General features: G+C 54.7%; 19 protein-coding genes. 9 read left to right on the forward strand and 10 right to left on the reverse strand.

Going from position 1 to position 18,824, the window contains the following annotated elements; translation table 11 throughout:
- Positions 1 to 505: 505 nt before the first annotated feature.
- The 3 genes from IEX04_RS11625 to IEX04_RS11635 all read left to right on the forward strand — a co-directional run bounded on the left by IEX04_RS11625 (position 506) and on the right by IEX04_RS11635 (position 2,918).
- Positions 506 to 1,453 carry a heme o synthase gene (locus tag IEX04_RS11625; protein WP_188685879.1) on the forward strand — a complete coding sequence of 316 codons (948 nt, stop codon included), beginning with the start codon at positions 506 to 508 and terminating at the stop codon, positions 1,451 to 1,453.
- Between the two features lie 177 nt (positions 1,454 to 1,630).
- A complete protein-coding gene (locus tag IEX04_RS11630) occupies positions 1,631 to 1,972 on the forward strand; it encodes a PadR family transcriptional regulator (RefSeq protein ID WP_096254593.1) in 342 nt (113 codons plus the stop codon).
- Positions 1,965 to 2,918, forward strand: coding sequence for a DUF1700 domain-containing protein (locus tag IEX04_RS11635; protein ID WP_188685853.1), 954 nt, complete (start codon positions 1,965 to 1,967; stop codon positions 2,916 to 2,918). The genes IEX04_RS11630 and IEX04_RS11635 overlap by 8 nt, the downstream gene beginning before the upstream one ends.
- Positions 2,919 to 2,994: 76 nt before the next feature.
- Here IEX04_RS11635 and IEX04_RS11640 read toward each other — a convergent pair whose 3' ends face one another.
- Genes IEX04_RS11640 through IEX04_RS11650 form a run of 3 tightly spaced genes read right to left on the reverse strand, consistent with a single transcriptional unit; the run spans position 2,995 to position 5,673 of the window.
- The gene (locus IEX04_RS11640; protein WP_096254595.1) at positions 2,995 to 3,936 is read right to left on the reverse strand and encodes a COX15/CtaA family protein; all 942 of its coding nucleotides are present in this window, start codon (positions 3,934 to 3,936) and stop codon (positions 2,995 to 2,997) included.
- A 25-nt stretch (positions 3,937 to 3,961) separates the two neighbouring features.
- Positions 3,962 to 4,723, reverse strand: coding sequence for an ABC transporter permease (locus IEX04_RS11645; RefSeq protein ID WP_188685855.1), 762 nt, complete (start codon positions 4,721 to 4,723; stop codon positions 3,962 to 3,964).
- Positions 4,720 to 5,673 (reverse strand): ABC transporter ATP-binding protein, encoded by a 954-nt coding sequence (locus IEX04_RS11650; protein WP_382344695.1) that lies wholly within the window; start codon positions 5,671 to 5,673, stop codon positions 4,720 to 4,722. The genes IEX04_RS11645 and IEX04_RS11650 overlap by 4 nt, the downstream gene beginning before the upstream one ends.
- A gap of 188 nt (positions 5,674 to 5,861) precedes the next feature.
- On the opposite strand from IEX04_RS11650, the gene IEX04_RS11655 reads away from it, so the two are divergent.
- From IEX04_RS11655 to IEX04_RS11675, 5 genes are read left to right on the forward strand one after another with little or no spacing between them, the layout of a single operon-like run.
- Complete coding sequence (locus IEX04_RS11655) at positions 5,862 to 6,647, forward strand: helix-turn-helix transcriptional regulator (RefSeq protein WP_229677115.1); 786 nt, start codon at positions 5,862 to 5,864, stop codon at positions 6,645 to 6,647.
- Positions 6,644 to 8,104 (forward strand): Fe-S cluster assembly protein SufB, encoded by a 1,461-nt coding sequence (gene sufB / locus IEX04_RS11660; protein ID WP_096254598.1) that lies wholly within the window; start codon positions 6,644 to 6,646, stop codon positions 8,102 to 8,104. The genes IEX04_RS11655 and sufB overlap by 4 nt, the downstream gene beginning before the upstream one ends.
- A 2-nt stretch (positions 8,105 to 8,106) precedes the next feature.
- Positions 8,107 to 9,387: a Fe-S cluster assembly protein SufD gene (gene sufD / locus IEX04_RS11665; protein WP_096254599.1), complete on the forward strand. Its 1,281-nt coding sequence runs from the start codon at positions 8,107 to 8,109 to the stop codon at positions 9,385 to 9,387.
- A gap of 47 nt (positions 9,388 to 9,434) precedes the next feature.
- Positions 9,435 to 10,193, forward strand: coding sequence for a Fe-S cluster assembly ATPase SufC (sufC, locus tag IEX04_RS11670; RefSeq protein ID WP_188685857.1), 759 nt, complete (start codon positions 9,435 to 9,437; stop codon positions 10,191 to 10,193).
- A 13-nt stretch (positions 10,194 to 10,206) separates the two neighbouring features.
- Positions 10,207 to 10,551, forward strand: a complete 345-nt coding sequence (locus IEX04_RS11675) for a metal-sulfur cluster assembly factor (protein ID WP_096254601.1) — start codon at positions 10,207 to 10,209, stop codon at positions 10,549 to 10,551.
- 86 nt (positions 10,552 to 10,637) lie between these two features.
- Here the strand turns inward: IEX04_RS11675 and IEX04_RS11680 are convergent, their stop codons facing one another.
- The 6 genes from IEX04_RS11680 to IEX04_RS11705 form a co-directional block, all read right to left on the reverse strand.
- Positions 10,638 to 11,810: a thiolase family protein gene (locus tag IEX04_RS11680; RefSeq protein WP_188685858.1), complete on the reverse strand. Its 1,173-nt coding sequence runs from the start codon at positions 11,808 to 11,810 to the stop codon at positions 10,638 to 10,640.
- Positions 11,807 to 13,276 carry a class I adenylate-forming enzyme family protein gene (locus IEX04_RS11685; RefSeq protein ID WP_188685859.1) on the reverse strand — a complete coding sequence of 490 codons (1,470 nt, stop codon included), beginning with the start codon at positions 13,274 to 13,276 and terminating at the stop codon, positions 11,807 to 11,809. Before IEX04_RS11685 ends, IEX04_RS11680 begins: the two co-directional genes overlap by 4 nt.
- Before the next feature lie 4 nt (positions 13,277 to 13,280).
- Complete coding sequence (locus tag IEX04_RS11690) at positions 13,281 to 13,856, reverse strand: biotin transporter BioY (RefSeq protein WP_096254604.1); 576 nt, start codon at positions 13,854 to 13,856, stop codon at positions 13,281 to 13,283.
- A 44-nt stretch (positions 13,857 to 13,900) separates the two neighbouring features.
- Positions 13,901 to 14,506 carry an energy-coupling factor transporter transmembrane component T family protein gene (locus IEX04_RS11695; protein WP_188685860.1) on the reverse strand — a complete coding sequence of 202 codons (606 nt, stop codon included), beginning with the start codon at positions 14,504 to 14,506 and terminating at the stop codon, positions 13,901 to 13,903.
- Complete coding sequence (locus IEX04_RS11700; protein WP_188685861.1) at positions 14,503 to 15,192, reverse strand: energy-coupling factor ABC transporter ATP-binding protein; 690 nt, start codon at positions 15,190 to 15,192, stop codon at positions 14,503 to 14,505. Before IEX04_RS11700 ends, IEX04_RS11695 begins: the two co-directional genes overlap by 4 nt.
- Positions 15,193 to 15,343: 151 nt before the next feature.
- A complete protein-coding gene (locus tag IEX04_RS11705) occupies positions 15,344 to 16,069 on the reverse strand; it encodes a LysE family translocator (protein WP_188685862.1) in 726 nt (241 codons plus the stop codon).
- 154 nt (positions 16,070 to 16,223) lie between these two features.
- On the opposite strand from IEX04_RS11705, the gene IEX04_RS11710 reads away from it, so the two are divergent.
- Complete coding sequence (locus tag IEX04_RS11710) at positions 16,224 to 16,670, forward strand: Lrp/AsnC family transcriptional regulator (protein WP_096254675.1); 447 nt, start codon at positions 16,224 to 16,226, stop codon at positions 16,668 to 16,670.
- Positions 16,671 to 16,674: 4 nt separating this feature from the next.
- On the opposite strand, the gene IEX04_RS11715 is transcribed toward IEX04_RS11710, so the two are convergent.
- A complete protein-coding gene (locus IEX04_RS11715) occupies positions 16,675 to 17,880 on the reverse strand; it encodes an MFS transporter (RefSeq protein WP_188685863.1) in 1,206 nt (401 codons plus the stop codon).
- Positions 17,881 to 18,824 lie beyond the last annotated feature (944 nt).

The following is an 18,824-nucleotide window of genomic DNA, read 5'->3' on the forward strand; positions in this document are numbered from 1 at the left end:
ATGACACGCAGAATTTGAATCTATCTTTGACCCCTCGAACATCGCGGAGCGCAGAAACCTGGTGTCCTAACTCGAACCTTGAGCCCGCCACGGCAGTAGTAATTTCGACCGAGAGTTGAGAAAAGCCCGCCACAGAGGTGTTGCGTCATGCTAAATGGAGGTTGGAGAGTCGGTTATGGAACCGCCAAACGCCATCAGCCTACAAATTGTAAACTTTGTTGAAGGTCAGATAACAAATCTATAAGCATGTGATTAGCGTGCAGTGACTGCGGAACTGAAAACCCAGTGGCCCGGTGAAAGTCACCCTGTATACACCTGAGTATTGGGAAGTCAGTGACTGCGCGTTGATGTATAAGATGACTGGAATCACGCCGATATTCGGCAATACTTCCTCAAGGCAACTACCGCCCGACTTCTATTCGTCGTAGAATAAAAGATGTCTGTCTTGTACCCGTGTAGAACTGAGTGCGTTTAATTGAAGACTCTTAATGTCACCGGAACGTCAGTGCCGCGCTCGTCGCGTCAACCTGATGAAAGCACCGGGGATTTTGTCAAGCGTAAGGCCGGTTCCTATGTGGCGTTGACTAAGCCTCGCGTCATAGAGCTGCTCCTGGTGACCACCCTGCCCACGATGATTTTCGCGCAGCGCGGTTTCCCCGATGTCTGGCTGATGATCGCAACCCTTGTAGGTGGCGCAATGTCCGCAGGTGCGGCAGGATCGTTTAACTGTTATCTGGATCGCGACATGGACAAGCTGATGAAGCGGACCAAGGGTCGCCCGTTGGTTACCGGTGATGTCACCCCTCGCGAAGCATTAATCTTCTCTTGGGTATTGGCAATTGCTTCACTCGCGGTGTTCTGGTTCGGCACCAACCCGCTCACCACTGCACTTGGTCTTGCCGCGATTCTTCTATACGTGGTTCTTTACACGATGATTCTTAAGCGTCGCACCTCGCAGAATATCGTCTGGGGCGGAATTGCAGGCTGCATGCCAGTGCTGATCGCCTGGGCAGCTGTGACCGAAACCGTCGAGTGGCCGGCGATCATCTTGTTCCTGGTGATCTTCCTCTGGACTCCGCCACACTATTGGCCATTGTCAATGAAGTACGCCGATGACTACAACGCTGCTTCGGTGCCAATGCTTGGTGCTATCGCCAATGCACGTCGAGTCTCGGTTCAGGTTGTACTCTACGCATGGGCCACGGTCGTTTGTTCGTTGCTCTTGCTTCCTATGGGCTATGCAGGCATCGTCTACACTGCGGTTGCCGGCGGGGCGGGCATTTGGTTCGTTTATGAATCGCACGTTCTTTACCGCGAGACCCAGCGTGACCATAGTCCTGCTGAGATGAACCGTAAGGCCATGAAGGTCTTCCATATCTCGATTACCTACTTGTCACTGGTCTTCGTGGCTCTGGCATTCGACCCATTCGTGGGCAGTCCGCTGTTTGGCTAAAAGTCCTGAATAGATCCCCGTTTCCGTTGCCGGAAGCGGGGATTTTCCATTTGCCCTGGTTACTGTCTGGAAAATCGGCGTAGTGGCAACGGACGTGGCGCTGATGAGTTGGTAAAGAATAGCTAACGTTTAGCTCTCTTGCTATACAAGACTTGTTACGCAAGGTAAGTTCGATGTATGAATCTCAACGCGGAAAAGATCGCCACGAACCTGCGCAAGGGAGTGCTTGAATACTGCGTTCTTGCGTTGTTGTCGGAGCGGGATATGTATGGGCTTGAGATTGCGAATCAGCTCGTTGAGTTGGAACTGACAGCCAGCGAGGGGAGCCTTTACCCCCTGCTAGCCAGAATGAAAGACGCGGGAAGTGTTGCGACGCGCTGGGAACAAGTCGACGGTTCACGCTCTCGCAAGTATTACGCAATTACCGGCAACGGTAGGCAATCACTAGAACTCTTTGGCTCGGTCTGGGGTCAGCTGAGTTATCAGGTGGACGGTTTATTAGGAGGACATCATGTTTAGTACCAAGCCGGATGTGACTGCCAAGCGCTATGTACGTCAACTTAGCGGATACTTGGCGGACCTGCCTGAAGCTCAGCGACGAGTCATTCTCCAAGACATCTCCGAGCATATCGAGGAGTCAAGACTGAGTGGCCGTACCGAATCGGAAGTCATCAGTGCCTTGGGGGAGCCCAGAGAAGTGGCCAAGGCATCTCGCAGTGAGCTGGGGGTCCCCGAACCGCGTGGAACGGGTCCCTGGCCGGTAGGGAATACTCTCATTGGCGTTGCTATCGCACTGGCAACTTTTACCGCGGCGATTGTAAGTTTCTTTCTTCGTAACGCGGAGGGCCAGCATCCGGACTACACGAGTTCAACCGAACGTTCGCTAACAGCGCTTGTGGAACTTTATGGGCCCGGAATAGCGGTGCTCACACTGGTGCCGGCTGCTCTGCTAGCGGTGCTCTTACTGGTGCCATTGAGGATGCGTCGCTGGGCAACATTGATCTGCGCCGTGGCAGCTTCCGCATTAGTTGTTTCTGATCCAATTGACGCTGGACTGTTCTATGCTCCGATGGCAATCGTAATTTGGTTGGCCACGATGCTGCCCTTTGCTAAATCTTTGCAGGCGGGGAGAAGAGAATCGCTTGTCCTGCGAATTATCGGTGTGCTGATTATGCTTCTTCCCGTTGTGCTCGTCGCAAGTGGGGTCGAACGCGGCAATATTGGAGTTTTCATGCTTCCCGCGCTGATCTGGGCCGTTGCTTGCTTGGCGATAGCAGTCGGGATCATACTCAATTTGCGTATCTCTTACTGGGCCGTGTTGGCATACGGAGTGTTGGCCCTGATCGTCGCGGTATTCGATAGTGGAATGCTCGTGGGGGCGATCTGGCTGTTTGGCGGGATTGTTTTGTCTTTCGGAATTTATGGGCTGCTGCGACTGCGCCCTAGAGCAGGCATCACCCGCTAGAACGACCACAGCGGCAGGGCAAAGCAAAAGCGGCTGGATCCCCCGGGGATCCAGCCGCTTGAGTCTTAGATAGCGTTTAGCGCTGTTCTACGCGTTCGCTCCGAGGAAGCCGGACGGCACAGTCCCACAGGTTGGTGGCCGCCACCAGCAGCAGGCTAGCGCCGAGCATATGTAGCAGTACCAAGGTGATAGGTAAGCCAGTGAAGTGCTGGGTGTATCCGATGGCCGCCTGCGCGAGGATGACCACTACCATCCACCAGGCAGCTGTACGGACCTTTGAGTTGCCATCGGCGCGGTAGGCCAAGACGAGTACTGCAATAGTGGCCACAATCAACAGGTATACCGGTGCGGTATGCATGCGAGTGACTAGCAATGGATCAAAGAGGTGACGAGGTGCAGAAGCGTCACCTGCGTGTGGGCCGGTGCCGGTGACGATGGTGCCCATAATGACTGCGAGCATGGACAATATCCAAGCGGCGGTGGCGAACTGACCAACCGATTTCGTCGAAGCTTGGTGATTTTCTTGCTTTAGCTCTCGTCGGGTGCGGTTGACCAAAATGGTGGCCAAGCAGACCAGCGTTCCCGAAAGAATGAAGTGCAGGGACACAACCCAAGGGTTTAGGTCGGTCAATACGGTGATGCCACCGATGACGCCCTGAGCGGGAATGCCTGCCAAAAGAACCCAAGCAAGGGTGAAGATCGAGCGATGAGTTTTGCGCATATTCCAGACGGCGATAAAAAACGCCACTGCAATAGCCAGCAACACAAAGGTGAGTAGGCGGTTACCGAACTCAATGAGGCCGTGCACGCCCATCTCAGGGACCGGGGTCATGGAACCCGGGACGCAGTTTGGCCAGTGTGAGCAGCCCAAACCAGATTTGGTCAGTCGTACTGCGCCACCGGTGATGATGATGCCAACCTGAGAGATCAAGGAGGCGATCGCCAGACCGTGAACAAGCCGGGTGACGTGCGTCGGCAACCTATCGGCCCAGCTTGGGGTGACTAGGTTTGAAGACATGGAAATCTCCCTTACTTTGTGTTGGTTAGTTCCATTTGAAAAGTTTGATGGCGGCAAAGGAGCCGGCAGCGGCCCAAAGCACCAAGAAGATCACGCTGGCAAGGCTGAAATGCCCCTCGATGAGCGCCGCGCGAAGGGCGTCACCGAGTGCAGCCGAAGGCAAAGCATCTAGCGTTGGCTGAAGCCAGGCCGGGGCCATCGTTAAGGGGAACAGCACTCCGCCGACTCCGGCGAGGAGGACCCAGGCCAAGTTGGTGATAGCAAGTGTCGCTTCGGGGCGAACCGTACCGGCAATAAGCAATCCCAAAGCAGTAAACGTCGCAGCGCCAAGGAGTAGGAACAACACGGCGGGAATGATTCCCAAAAGGTTTGGCTCCCAGCCCAGAAGTAAGGCCACGATGGTAATCAGTACTACCTGGATAGCTAATACGGTGAGTACCGCAATTACCTTGCCGAAGATCAAGCCTGCTTTACCCAATGGGGTAGTAGAGAACATTCGCAGTACGCCGTAGCGTCGGTCAAAGCCAGTGCCGATGCCTTGACCGGTGAAGGCTGTGGAAATGACGCAGAGGGCCAACACTCCGGGCACTGCTGCATCAATGCTGCGTGGTGCCACACCTTCCAGAAGATCCGTGAAGGTCAGTCCAAACAGGGCAATAATGGGCAACACTACGGCGAGTACTAACTGCTCACCGTTGCTGAGCATCATCAATGTTTCGTATTTGCCCTGTAAGGCGATGCGCTTGGGCATGGACACGGCGTTGGATTGGCTCATTGTCGGGCTCATACCGTTTCCTCTTTTTGCGCAAATTCCAAGAAGACATCTTCGAGGCTGCGTGCCTGCAAGTTCATGTGGGTCGGCAAGATACCTTCACGGGCCCACCAGCTTGTCAGCCAGTTAAGATGCTCCGCCGAACTGACGCCGGTTAGATGGTATTCGCCAGGTGCAGTCTCGCTCAGATGTAGTCCGGCTGGCGGTTGCGGCAATTCTAAGGATGGGCTCGCGCCAAAGTTCACCGGACGGTTTTCGTGCTCAGAAGCGGCCAAAGTTGTCAGCTCGGTGACGGTGCCCTGTGTAACGGTTCGGCCCTTGTCGATAATGTACACATAGTCACTTAAGCGCTGTGCATCATCCATCAGGTGTGTGGTCAGTACGATGGCTTTACCGAGGTCGCGTTGTTCGCTGATTAGATCAAAGACGACCTGACGTGATTGCGGGTCTAATCCGGCGCTCGGCTCGTCTAAGAAGAGGACTTCAGGGTCCCCGGCTAGCGCGAGGGCTAAGGCGACACGTTGTTTTTGTCCCCCAGAAAGCCGGCGAATAGTGCGGCTACCGAATGATTCAAGATCCAGCCGAGTGATCAGCGCATCGATATCGATGGGTTTTTTGTACATTCCAGCCACGTGGCGCAAAAGCGGAATCGGTCGCATTGACGGAGGCAATCCTCCATCTTGCAACATCACGCCGACCCGCGAACGAAGGTCGGGGTTGTCGCCAAAGGGATCTTGGCCGAGCAGTTCAATCGTTCCACCCTCGGGTCGCAAAAGGCCCTGAGCGCAGGCGAGCGTGGTGGACTTGCCGGCACCATTAGAGCCCAAAAGGGTTGTGACTTGGCCGGGGAGGGCTTTGAGGGAGACGGAATCCAGGACCCTGAGCATGCGATTATTCAGCGCAGGAACCGGTCCCAAATCCTTGCTCAGCTCACTAATAATGAGGCTGGGAGTAACTGAAGACACCACAGCATTCTACGTCATGTCGAAGTCGTAAGGGCTGAGTCTTTAGTCACGAAGGCTCGATTTAGGTTTCGGCGCGGAGGATGATAGCCATAGGGCACGAAATCCCTGAGATTCCCGGAATGACTAGCCCTACCTTAGTAAGTCCTTCCTTACTAGACGTGGGGGAAAAATATAGGCATGCTTGTGTTGTGTATTCATCTAATTCAGACACAGCTAGTACCGCAACCGGCACTACGGTTGGCACGGTTGGGGATACTGAGGAGCGCACGCGAGACCGAGTTCTAAACGCGGTGCTCGAAGACGGACCGGTCAGTGCGGCCGAGCTTGGCAGCAAGCTCGGGTTCACGCCAGCAGCGGTTCGCCGTCACCTTGACGCGCTGTCAAAAGCAGGGCTTGTTGAGGTAAAGCTGGTAGCAAATCAGAAGTCGGGCGCAGGTCGGCCGTCCCGCAGGTACGTACTATCGCACCGCGGACAGACGAAGCTGGGCAACGATTACCTAGACATCGCCACCCAAGCACTGAAGGTGCTGGGAGATGCGGCCGGCGAAGATGCGATTCGCAAATTCGCGCGGGACCGCTTCGCGACGATGGAAATCCGTTATGCGAAGGCAATGGACGGTATAGAAGGACTTGAAGAACGAGCAACGAAGCTTAGCGAGTTGCTCAGTTCCGACGGTTTTGTGGGGTACACCCGCAATGTCGAAGCGAAAGTTTCGAAAGCACTAATGCGCAGCGTTCAGCTGTGCCAGGGGCATTGCCCCATACAAGATTTGGCACGCGAGTTTCCGGTGTTTTGCGACATGGAGACTGAAATGTTTGCTCGACTGGTCGGTGTTGATGTGCGAAGGCTCTCGACATTGGCCGGTGGCGGACATGTGTGCACGACCCACATTCCAGTGGGTCGCGGAAAGGCGCCGTTACGCGCTGAGAAGAGAACTCGAATTCAGTTCACGAAGATGGAGAGGCCGCGATGACGGATCAGATTGCACAGGAGTCTGCTGACCCAGGTGTAATTTCCGAAATTCTGGAGAAGAACCCCGAACTCCAAGGAATCGGTAATTACGAATACGGCTGGTCAGATAAGAACGACGCGGGTGCAAATGCACGCCGTGGCGTTGACGCTGAAGTTGTAGCCAACATTTCCAACCTCAAGTCAGAACCTGAGTGGATGTTGGAGCTACGCCAGAAGGGCTTGAAGTACTTCGATCGCAAGCCAATGCCAACCTGGGGTCCAGACCTCTCGGGCATCGACTTCGACAACATCAAGTACTTCGTTCGCTCGACCGAGAAGCAAGCCACCTCGTGGGAAGACCTTCCGGAAGATATCAAGAACACCTATGACAAGCTGGGTATTCCAGAGGCTGAGAAGCAGCGTCTGGTTTCCGGTGTTGCCGCGCAGTACGAGTCCGAGGTTGTTTATCACCAGCTGCGTGAAGACCTTGAAGCTCAGGGTGTGATCTTCCTCGATACCGATACCGCGTTGCGGGAACACGAAGATGTCTTCAAAGAATACTTCGGCTCGGTCATCCCGGCAGGCGATAACAAGTTCGCTTCGCTGAACACCGCGACTTGGTCCGGTGGCTCCTTCGTGTACGTTCCTAAGGGCGTCCACGTAGAGATCCCACTGCAGGCCTACTTCCGTATCAACACGGAAAACATGGGTCAGTTCGAACGTACTTTGATCATCGCCGATGAAGATTCCTACGTTCACTACATTGAGGGTTGCACCGCTCCGATCTACCAGTCGGACTCGCTGCACTCGGCAGTAGTCGAGATCATCGTGAAGAAGAACGCTCGCGTTCGCTACACGACGATCCAGAACTGGTCGACCAACGTGTACAACCTCGTGACCAAGCGTGCCATCTGTGAAGAAGGCGCCACCATGGAATGGGTCGATGGCAACATCGGCTCCAAGGTCACCATGAAGTACCCAGCCGTATACCTGGTTGGCGAGCACGCCAAGGGTGAAACCCTGTCCATCGCCTTCGCCGGCGAAGGTCAGCACCAGGACACCGGTTCGAAGATGGTTCACATCGCTCCGAACACCTCTAGCGCTATTGTCGCTAAGTCGGTGGCTCGTAACGGTGGCCGCTCCGCTTACCGTGGCTTGGTCCAGGTCCGCGAAGGTGCCAAGGGTACAAAGAACTCGGTCGTGTGTGACGCGTTGCTGGTTGACCAGATCTCGCGTTCGGACACTTACCCATACATCGACGTCCGCGAGGATGACGTGACCATGGGCCACGAGGCGACGGTTTCCCGTGTTTCTGAAGAACAGCTGTTCTACCTGATGTCCCGCGGCATGGCCGAGGACGAGGCAATGGCAATGATCGTGCGTGGCTTCGTTGAGCCAATCGCACGTGAGCTTCCAATGGAATACGCGCTGGAACTGAACCGCCTTATTGAACTCCAGATGGAAGGATCGGTCGGCTAAGAATGTCGGAGACCACCACTCAGATTCCCGAAGAGAAGGCGCGCATTGGCGCCCCATCGATTCCGGGCTTCACCGAAGAGGGCGAAAACCTTTCGCCACTAAACGACAGCGCTTCCTCACCACTAGCCGGGGCTTCTTCCAAGAGCCACAGCCATGGTGGCGGCGAAGGTGTCACGGATTCTTCGCGTGCAGGCCGGTTGACCAGCTACAACGTTGAAGATTTCCCAAAGCTCACCGGTCGTGAAGAAGACTGGCGCTTTACCCCGCTGAAGCGTATCGGTTCACTGCACACCGCAGAACTGACCGGTCAGGCACCAAAGGTCGAGCTGACCGGCTCAGAGAACGTCACGCTGCGCACCGTCGCGGCAGATGACGCGATCCGCGGCAACGCTTTCACCCCCGATGACCGCGTGTCGGCCAACGGCTGGAAGTACGCCGATGGCGCACAGGTTCTTACCATCCCGGCTAACGCCGAGAACACCAAGAGCATCCTTCGCATCACCGGTGAGTCGCTGGAACCTGCAGCTCAGCACCTGATCATCGTGGCCGAGGAGAACTCCGAAGCCATGGTCGTTATCGACCACGTTGGTTCGGCAGTGCTGGCGCAGAACATCGAATTTGATGTTCGCCAGGGCGCGCGCTTGCGTGTTGTCTCCCTGCAGGCTTGGGAGTCGGATGCAATCCACGCTTCCTCGCAGCAGGCTGTGGTAGCCAAGGACGCGACCTTCAAGCACATTGTTGTCACCTTCGGTGGCGACTTGGTGCGCGTGAACCCATCGGCTCGTTTTGCTGGGGAACACGCAGAGATCGAGCTGTACGGCCTGTACTTCGCCGACGCCGGTCAGCACCTGGAACACCGCTTGTTCGTTGATCACGCGGTTCCTAACTGCAAGTCGAACGTGCTGTACAAGGGTGCCTTGCAGGGCAAGGGCGCACACACGGTCTGGGTTGGCGACGTGCTGATCCAGAAGGCCGCTGTGGGTACCGACTCCTACGAAGCAAACCGCAACCTGGTGCTCACCGACGGTACTCGTGCCGACTCGGTTCCTAACCTGGAAATCGAGACCGGCCTCATCGACGGTGCCGGACACGCATCCACCACCGGACGCTTCGACGACGAGCACCTGTTCTACCTGATGGCCCGCGGTATCGATGAGAAGACCGCCCGCCGCTTGGTGGTTCGTGGCTTCCTGAACGAAATCGTCCAGCAGATCGGTGACGAGCAGCTCGAAGAGCGCTTGACCGACACCATCGAAGAAGAATTGGCAGCTACTCACCTTTAAGTAGCGCCGGTTCTACCAGCCTTTTAGATATAGAAACGGAACGACGTATGTCTACTCTGGAAATCAAAGACCTGCACGTCTCGATCGACACCGAGCAGGGCGAGAAGGAAATTCTCAAGGGTGTTTCGTTGGTAATCAACACCAACGAAACCCACGCAATCATGGGCCCTAACGGCTCGGGCAAGTCCACCTTGGCTTCGACCATCGCCGGTCACCCACGCTACAAGGTCACCTCGGGTTCGATTACCCTTGACGGTGCCGACGTACTGGAGATGAGCGTTGACGAGCGTGCCAAGGCAGGCCTGTTCCTGGCCATGCAGTACCCAGTTGAGGTCCCAGGCGTGACCATGACTAACTTCCTGCGTACCGCCAAGACCGCAATCGACGGCGAAGCGCCGAAGCTGCGTACCTGGACCAAGGACGTCAAGGAAGCCATGGCGAAGCTGAAGATCGATGCGGACTTCGCTAGCCGTAACGTCAACGAAGGCTTCTCCGGTGGCGAGAAGAAGCGCGTTGAAATCTTGCAGATGGAACTGTTCAAGCCTAAGTTCTCGATTCTGGATGAGACCGACTCGGGCCTTGACGTTGACGCGTTGAAGACCGTTTCTGAGGGTGTTAACCGCGCTCAGGAAGAAAACCAGATGGGCACTTTGCTGATCACCCACTACACTCGCATCCTGCGCTACATCAAGCCAGACTTCGTGCACGTGTTCGTTGATGGTCGTATCGCTGAGCAGGGTGGCGCAGAACTCGCAGACCGTTTGGAAGAAGAAGGTTACGACCGTTTCCTCAACGTTCAGGCCTAGTAAGGTATAACCCATGAGTGAAATAACCGAACAGAGCACAGGAGCCAAAACGACTCCGCTGGAAGATGTCGAAGAGGCGCTCAAAGACGTGATTGACCCGGAACTCGGCGTCAACATTGTCGACTTGGGTCTGCTTTACGGAATGAAGTACGCCGAAGACGGCGTGCTAATTCTCGATATGACGCTCACCACCGCAGCATGCCCGCTCACCGATATTATCGAAGAGCAGGTCGCCCAGGCTATGGAAAGCGTTGTCGACGAGCATCGTCTGAACTGGGTCTGGATGCCACCTTGGGGTCCAGAACGTATCACCGATGATGGTCGCGACCAGATGCGAGCACTTGGTTTCAACATCTAAGTTGTATTGCTAAAGGCGCCTTTCGAAATCCGCTACGGATTTTGGAAGGCGCCTTTTCTTTGCGTTTAAAGTGCTTATCGCAAGCCTTAGCGATCTGGTGTGTGTACCGTTTCAAAAGCCATTGCGGTGCCGGTACCACCGGCTGCCGCCATCAAAGCCAAGCACAGCTCGTCTTGAATCTTCTTTTCTTTAGCCTGCCAGAACAGCCTGGTGCTCAGAATGGCACCACTGGCCCCGTAGGGGTGGCCCAGTGCCAACGCCCCACCCTCACGATTTACATCTTCAGGGGCTATGCCAAGTTGAGCCAGGCAGGCGAGGGCCTGTACAGCAAAGGCTTCGTTAAACTCAATGAGTCCAGCCTGGGCCAGTCTGCGTTTGCCCAGGAGCAGCTCGAGTTTTTGATACGCGAGAACGGCTGCCATGCCCAAGATTTGTGGGTCGCACGCGCCACTGCCGGTGGACAGGTAACGCAGCGCAAAATTTGCGCCCAACTGATTAAAATACTCGGCGTCAACGATTAGCACCGCTGCGGCGCCATCATTAATGGGACAAGAATTACCTGCAGTCACCGTGCCACCCGGAACAAACGCCGGGCGCAACGCCCCAAGCTTTCCCTCCGTGAGTCCCGGTCGCGGACAAGTATCGCGGTTGACCAGACCGGTAGCGGTGTGAACTTCCACTATCTCGTTATCGAATCGCGCGGTTTGCTGAGCCTGGACCGCACGTTGGTGGCTTCGTAATGCAAAATCGTCTTGGGCTCTGCGTGAGATGTTAAACTCTGTGGCAATGTTTTCTGCCGCGACGCCCATATCTGGGTCCGCGTGAGGGCGTGGGGTAAAACGAGCTCGTGAATAGATGCGTGGGGGAGAGCCGGGCACAACATTCTTTTCCATCCGCCACGGCGCAGTACTCACCGATTCGACGCCTCCGGCGATGACTGCGCGCGCTTCGCCACACTGAATCATTCTTGCGCCAGCAGCAATGGCTTCTAAAGCGCTGGCACACTGCGCGTCTAGCGTGGTGGCTGGAACGGACAGGGGTAGACACGATGCCTGAGCGGCTACTCGGGCTATATTTCCGCCCGGGCCGGCAGCGTTTCCGGCAAAAACGTGCTCTACCGCGGCAGGATCTAAGCCTGAATCTTCGAGCAACGCGTTAAAAACCTTTGCTAGCAGGTCCTCGGCGTCTAGCTGCGCGAACTCTTTATTCGACCTCACGATGGGCGTGCGCCGAGCTGCGATAATCAATGCTTCATTCATCGTAGACGCAGCTTTCTTAGACCCGCGGTCGTCGGTAAGGGAAGGTTGAAAACATCTCGCTTTCCACTGTTCGTTAGTGGCCAGTCAGATAAAAACACAAGGTCATGGGGAATCTTGTAGGTAGGAAGTAAGTTTTTCAGCTCGCCGTGCAGTTCCAGCGTATCGGGAAGCGTTCGTGGATCAGGAAGTAGACAATAGGCGGTAATTCTTGCCTTGTCCGTAGCATCGCGATAAGCCTGAACCACTGGTTGGATAAGCCCGCATTGTTCTAGGGCGGCGCTAATTTCTGCCGGGTAAATATTGTTCCCATTAATATTGAGCATCTCACCGTGACGCCCCAATATTTGGACCCGGTTTTCCGGTAGTAAGCGGGCAAGATCTCCCACCCCGGTTGAATCTTTGCAGCGTTCCAACTCGCCTGGACCTCGTGGGTCATAACCGGTGGCATTAAAGTCGCTAGCAATCATGAGCCGTCCAACGCCGTTGCGTTGTGGCGCATGTAAATGAGCTCGGACGCCGTCGAAGAAGGTCCCGATGAATTCGGGCATCGAATACCTGGCCGAGCGTTGATGCGCCCGATAGGCAATGAGGCTGTGCTCACTACTCCCGTAGTATTCGGTGCAAGTGATCTGTGGAGAGATTCGCAAGATCCGTTGGGCCAGCTGCGAAGCCAACGGTTCACCGCCAGTAACCACGTGACGAAGCGTGGCAAGTAGGTTCGCCTCGAGCTGGTCAAGCATGAGCCGTACCAGCGAAGGAACAGCGACGACCCTATTGCAATTTTCGGTTTCTAACAACGTGGTCACGTCCTGAGCTTTCCAGCGCCCGGGTGCCACGATTGTTCCCCCGGTGGCAATCGATTCCACAAGAGCGTAGAGGCCAAGCCCATGGGTCAGTGGGCCGGGCACCATCGTTCGTGCGTCCTTGGTGGCACCGAGGGTCGTGGCACACCTAGCGATCGACTGCTCCCACGAATCGCGACTGCGCATTACTGCCTTCGGAGATCCGCTAGATCCAGAAGTGAACACCACCAACAGCTCGCACTGTGCGTCGTAGGAGGCCGTTAAAGCCGGTACGGCAGCTACGTCGTCAATATCTGATGGCACTCGCACCGGGTTCTGGCCTAAGGCCCGTAGAACTGCCTCCCCATCGCGGTCGCAAAGCAGGGTGGGTGAGTCGAAGAGTTCCAGCATTTGGAGAAGCCGTGCCGAAGGCCATGCCGGATCTAGGATGATCGCGCTAACACCTGCCAGCATGCACCCGTGGAAGGAGATAGCCAGGGCGATGGGGTCGGTGCAGTAGATGCCAACACGGTTTCCGGGTAAAACTTTCTGGCGTAGCTTGCCAGCCAACGCATTGCTGCTCGCAGCTAAGGAAAGATAATCCAAAACGTGAGTTGTGCTGATGACCGCGGGGTGTCTTGGACGGGTCCGCGCGTTCTGTTGCAGCTGGCTGGCAAGATCCATCGGATTAGCTCATCAGTGCCCGGTAGCTGCGGTGCACGGTGACGGCCACCAGCGTGGTGACCACGGCTTTGATTAGATCACCCGGAAGGAATGCGATGGCGCCAATCGCGGAGGTACCAAGATCAAGCCCTGTCACTGCGGCCGTCCATGGAATTCCGAACAGATAGATCACGCCGATACCGCCAATGATGACCGAAACCAATCCTGTGATGATACGACCGGTTTGACCCTTTTGGCGGAGTACCCAGAATTTGAACAGCGCGCCGATTACCAAGGAACCAAAAATCCAGCCCAGCAGGTAGCCGCCGGTTGGGCCTAGCAATACGGCCAGCCCACCGCGGCCGCCAGCTAACAGTGGTAAGCCGGCTAAAGCAAGGACAACCACAATCAGACTGGAGAGCATGCCGCGTACCGGGCCAAGGAGTGCTCCAGCGAGCATGACGCCCAAAGTTTGCAGTGTAATGGGCACCGGCACAATGCCGATCACGATGGGCGGAACTAAGCCCATAGCGGCGATCATGGCCGCAAATATTGCAACATAAACAGTATTTCGGGTTTGCGAACTAGTGGCAGTTGCCATTGGAGTGTCCTAACGAATGATTGTGCGAGAGAGTCTGGGTAGGATTATTTGGAATGTTCGGCGGAGTCGTAACCGCGTGCTTCTAGCGCCTCGGCCGTATCTTCAGCGATCCGTAGGGATCGAATCACCAGAGGGACTGCTACGGCGAGAGGATTATTTGCTAGCCCGCGCGCATGTTGGGCTTCGCGGACTTCAAGATATGCGCGCTTGAGTTCTGGAATGAAGCGAATAGCCAAAGATAGCCCTAAGGAAATTTGTGCCGGGTTGGCGCCGACATGCCGTAGGGGAGATGCCACCTGTTGAAAGAGTTCGAGCATGGCATCAAAGGTCGTCGTCAAGCTGACGGCATAGGCAAACATGCACATGGTGAGCAGGCGAAGCACCGACACTAGCGCGCTGTCCCATGTTGTCTGGATCCCTAAGGAGACAAAGACGATAGCAAGGATGAGAAGCAAGGTCACCAGAGGCATGCGTAGCTGGCGGAAGTTCACACGGGCACTGAGCAAAACGAGGACGCTCACAAGGAGTAACACCGAGAGGATCTGCCAACTACCGATTAGGTATAGGCCGATGCTGACGACCAGCAGTGCTCCAAATTTTAGTCCTGCAGGTAATTTGGCGAGGTACGAGGTGTTGTGTGCGGCGATCATACGTGGCTCCACTGGCGGTAATGATCAATAGCATCCGCAGGCTGACCATCAAAGGCTATGATCCCGTCAGTTACCACCAGGACACGATCAAAGTCTTCTAGCAGTTCTAGATCGTGAGTAATGACGATGGCTCGTTGCGGGAGTTGGGCGATTTCGCGTTGGAAGCGGAGCCGATTTCGTAGATCAAGCATGGTTGTTGGCTCGTCAAAAACAATCGTGCGAGGTTGCATTGCCATCACTGCTGCAAGGGCCACCATTTGCTGCTCGCCTCCGGAAAGCGTATGGCTCTCCCGATCTGCCAGATGGGCAATGTTCAGTTCCTCAAGGGTCTGCGTGACTCGAACCTTGCGTTCGGCTTTGGACAAGCCGATGTTTTTCAGGCCAAAAGCTATGTCGTCTGCAACCAGTGGCATGATGATTTGATTAGCTGGGTTCTGGAAAACGAAACCCACATCGCGGCGAATCTGTTTCGCGTTTTTGGACGTATCTAGTCCTCCCACACGGACGGTTCCAGTGGTAGGAATAACTAGTGCGTTCAGTAATCGCGACAGTGTGCTTTTACCGGCTCCGTTTGCCCCGATGATTCCGATGCGACGTTCATTGAGCGTCAGGGTGATATCAGTGAGAACCGGGCGGTCTTCAAAGCTGACAGTGACTTGCTCAAGTTGGATCTCTGGTAATTCCACAATGCTCCATCGCGACGTACTTTTTCATCCAGTAGGTCACCGTTGGTTGTTCGGTGTCTGGATGGCGTTCCTAGTGGAGTTTTGTACCACTGAGAAAAGAGCATACTTGATCACTGTTCAATTGTCTTGATCAGTGTTCAATATATTGTGGTTAGCCAAAGAATTGATCATAGATAAGTGCTAGTGAAAGCCCAATCATGATGATCCCCGAACATGCAGTCACAATTCGTGCGGCAAGTGGTCTGGAGCGTAATAAAAGACGTGCGGTTAAGGCAACGGCAAAGTATACGGCGACCGATACCGCGAAATGGGTGAGGCCAAGTGCGCCGGTCTGAACGGACAATGGCCAGCTTCCGGCCGGACTGATGAACTGCGGAATCAGCGCCAAATAGAGTAGTAGCGCTTTCGGGTTGACCCCGCTGGTGAGCAGTCCCTTGAAGAAAGGTGCGCGCCAGTGGGCACTCAAATTGTCTTGTGGCGGAGCTTCAGTCAGAAGCGCAAGGGACCCGGGGGGTGCATTGTGCGCGCCACCGGGTTGGTCGTTAGTCGACGCAAATTCTGCGCGGTCCGCAGAGGGAGCTGGGTAGAATTTTGCCGACTTCCAGCTAGTGAGCGTAGTAATTCCGAGCCATAGTAGATAGATGGAACCCGCCATGGTTAGCCAAAGGAGCAGTTGTGGCGAACTGGCTACTAACGCTGCCACGCCACAGACAAGTAGCGCGGTGTGGAATAGGTAGCCTGTCAGCAGTCCCCATACTGCCGCGCGGTAACCTTTGGGGCCGATAGCCGAGGAAATTATATAAGCCCAATCGGCGCCAGGTGTGCAAGCTAGGGTGACGGAGACCAAGAGGAAGCCGGTTAGTTGAGTGATTTCCATGGTGTCTCCTCATAGTTCCTGACGTGCTTATATAAGGTTAGGGAAATTCTGTCGAAAAGTGCTTGCTGTTTTTGCCTAAGAAGCGCCGATGTAAGCAATATTTTCTTGATTGATTGGTGAAATACGCAAAAATATTGCGTTGTATGCTGGGTTCATGGATAAATTGGACCGGGCTATCATCGCTGAATTGCAGCTGGACGGCCGGATGAGTGCAACTGCGGTAGCAAGTAAAGTTGGACTCTCGGTTGCCCCTTGTCATCGACGTATTCGCGAGCTCGAGCGAGCGGGGGTCATTGCCGGCTACCAGGCTGTCATTGCTCCTGAACGCGTTGGCTTGGCATTCGAGGCCTTGGTCTTCGTTACACTCAAGGATCGTGCGCAACTCAAAGCCTTCGAGGCGGCAGTCGAAAAAGATGAGTTGATCGTAGAAGCACAACGACTCTTTGGGGAACCAGATTTCTTGTTGCGTGTTTACGCCAAAGATCTGAGTCATTATCAGCACCTTTACGATGAGGTGTTAGTTGAACTGCCCGGAGTGGAGAAGCTAACTAGCACTATCGTGATGCGAAATATCAAAGAACGAGCAATCCTACCCGTTTAGCTTTTTACTCGAGAGACTGGCCGGTTTGGGCTGCTCGTGGAGTAATGATCAACGAAATCACCAAGATCGTGACAATGAGCCAAAGGGCTTGCGGTAATCCGATGACGTCTGCGACGAACCCAATAACCGGCGGTCCGCTGAGCATAGCTCCATAGCCAAAGGCGCTGATAACGCTCACGGCACGTGGGCCAAGATGATCACTGCGCGAGGCTGCAATGGACATTCCCACAGGGAACCCGAGTGAACTGCCCAGCCCCCAAAGTAGCGCCCCAGCTCCAAACATCCAGATGTTGTCTCCGAGAATAAACAAGACAATCCCGACCAGACCGATCAGACCCATGATCATCAGGGAACACTTGGTTCCAATGCGATCAACAATTGATCCGCCGGTGAATCTGCCGACGGTCATAGCGCCGGTAAAGAGGGTAAACATCAGCGCACCGCTGGGATGGCTGAGCCCATGCCCGACGACGGAAGCCACTGCAAGCCAATCGTTGGCAGCCCCTTCCGCAAAGCTGAGCCCGGCAACCATAAGACCCAGTAGTAACAACAGTCCGCGCCGTGAACGTGCACCGGAGGCCTTCAGCTGGGTTTTGTCTCGTGGTGCCGAGTAATTGTAATTCCAGGTTTTAAAACCGGTCTGTGCAAAGAGTGTTAAGCCAATAATTACTACGGCGACAAAGCTGAAATGCCAGATAGTTTCGATTTCTAGGCTCAGGGTAGCCGTTGCGATGCCTGCGCCGAGTAAGGAACCGAGACTGAAAAATCCATGCAATGAGGGCATGATGCTTTTGCCGAGCTTCCGTTCAACCTTGGCACCGTTAACATTCATGGTGATATCAAGGCAGCCGAATATTAGCCCGTTGAAAAATAAGATTATGAAGGCGGCGATACCACTTTCCAGAATCGTGACAGATACGCCAAGGGTCACCAATATCGCAGCCAGGAAGATGGGGAGCACGAGTAGAAGGTTTTTGGCTGAGAACGTCCGGCTAAGGGTCGGAGCCAATGCAATTCCGGCTAAGGTACCAGCCGTCATGAAAAAGAGAAAAGCACCTAGCTGTGAGCCTGAGAAGTCAAAGACCATATCGATCACCGAAAGTCTTCCGGCCCAAGAGGCGAAAGATAATCCTGCGATCAGGAAAATAAGGTTAACGCTGGAGCGTTCGCCGAGTAGCGGCTTAGCTAAAGCGGGGGCGATAAGCGCCATCTACCTGTTCCTCCTGATTTGTACAGCACCTAGAGTTTATCCCACATTAGGAAAAGTTGAAACTAAAATCATCGACTACAGGTGCACTGCTAGCGCACTTCTAGGTGTTGCATATGAAACTCCAAGTATCGGGTACCTGCCTAGTTCGAGTTCGGCTGAGTACTTGAAGGTGAGGGGCGGTCATGAGGCCACTTTGGATCGACTTTTAGTCAAAACCCCTGGACAATGACCTGAGGAAATTTCACTATCAAATACATGCGCGAGACCTGCAACCGAAAAATCCTTTTAGCAAGGATCGGCAAATCTAAGCACTAGGAAATGCCAGGCCCGACCTGAGCGATCGCGTTACACGTGCGGTGGCGCAGCACAGAATTCTGGAGCCGAACGGTCGGCCAGCGAAAGGTTTCTACGACGAGGGCGAAACCAGTGGGTTCAAGAGTCGATGAAACGTATAGATATAACGTGCGAGAAGGTTAGCTTCTTTGGCGGTTGTTTGTTTAGGGATGTCAAACTTGAGGCCTATTGCAGACTCGTAGTTTTGAATTTAGTGCCGGAAGAAGTCCTGACGGAGCCTTCGTGTCCATAAAGCATGCCCCCAAGCGGATCGTGGTGTCGCTTGGAACTGATTGAGAAAGCAAAAAGAACCGCCGTTCACTCGTTTTGCTAAGTGAACGGCGGCTCTAAGTTGGTACCCCCGGCCGGATTCGAACCGGCGACCTAGAGATTAGAAGAACACTCAAACGATTTACACCGAGTTCTATCCACGCCCAAAACCGCATGACCCCGCCGATTCTTGGGGGAGTGGATAGCCGTTTTCCCACATGCATCCACTAAAAATGTGGTGCTAATTGTGGTGCAAAATAGAAAACCGCCCCACCTCGTTTTGAACTGGTCCCCGAAAGTTGGACAAGGTAATTAAAGTCTAGACGGGTCAAGCTGCCAGG

The sequence above is a fragment of the Glutamicibacter ardleyensis genome (assembly GCF_014644555.1).
GTDB classification, from domain to species: domain Bacteria; phylum Actinomycetota; class Actinomycetes; order Actinomycetales; family Micrococcaceae; genus Glutamicibacter; species Glutamicibacter bergerei.